Source organism: Cobetia sp. (genome assembly GCF_983723665.1).
On the sequence record NZ_CFDJES010000245.1, the window covers coordinates 1 to 1196 of the forward strand.

General features: G+C 65.6%; 1 protein-coding gene. It reads right to left on the minus strand.

Translation table 11 applies throughout. From position 1 onward, the window contains the following. A partial coding sequence (locus tag AC4FAH_RS14410) for a FecCD family ABC transporter permease (protein ID WP_490246298.1) occupies window positions 1–1043 on the minus strand: 1043 nt, incomplete at its 3' end. Window positions 1044–1196: the final 153 nt, after the last annotated feature.

Here is a 1196-nt window from a genome sequence, read left to right on the forward strand (position 1 = left end):
AAACAGGGGATACCGATCAACGAGGTCACGATCCCCACCGGCAGCACCAGTCCGGGCACCAGCGACTCACTGGCCGTGGCGGCCAGGGACAGTACCAACGCCCCCGCCAGCGCACTGCCGGGCAGATAGAAGCGATGGTCTTCCCCCAGCGCCAGACGCGCCATGTGCGGCCCGACCAGACCGATGAAGCCGATGGTGCCGACAAAGGCCACCGCCACTGCCGCCAGCAGGCTGACGCGCAACAGCGCCGTGCGGCGCAGACGGGTGACCGGCACGCCGAAGCTGCGCGCATGGTCTTCCCCGGCACGCAGCGCTGTCAGCGCCCAGGCACGCCGCATGGCGAAGGGCAGGCAGACGACCAGCACACTGGCGATGATCGCGACTCGCTCCCACGAGGCTTCCGACAGGCTGCCCATGGTCCAGAACACCAGCTGTTGCAGCGCATCGGGACTGGCCACGAACTGCACCAGCGCATTGACGGCGTTGAGCACGAAGACCAGCGCGATGCCGAACAGCACGATGACTTCGCGACTGGCGCCATACAGCGAGGCCACGGCATCGATGGCCAGAATCGACAGCGCCGCGAACACGAAGGCCATCAGCGCGATGGTGTAGCTGGGTGGCAGCCCCGGCAAGGCGACATCCAGGATGATGACCAGCGAGGCACCAAGCGTCGCCGCGGCGCCCACGCCCAGCGTGAAGGGGCTGGCCAGGGCGTTGTTGAGCACGGTCTGCATCTCGGCACCCGCAAGCCCCAGAGCTGCACCGACCAGCGCCGCCATCACCGCCGTCGGCAGGCGAATCTGCCAGACGATGGCTTCATTGATCGGCCCGTGTGAACCGGGATTGATGAGTTCGCCCAGCAGATCAGACAGCGCGAGATCGGCAGGGCCGGTCATGATGTCGCCAAGGATGGCCAACAGCAGTGCCAGGCCCAGCGCGGCGAGAATCACCACACGTTTCCAGGCGAAGCGCCGGTATTGCTGGGCGAGCGTAGGCGACGACTCAGGCGCTGAGGCCTGAGCGTGCGCGGGGGGAGACATCGGACTTTTTTCAATCACCAGCAAGGTCTGCCACTAGGAGGAGGAAGTGAACTTCCATGCATCAGGGCCCACCGGAGCCGCCAGGCAGCTCGGCTATCAGCATGAATCATGCGCAGATGATAATGATTGACGCCTGCAGTCACAATGCGCACG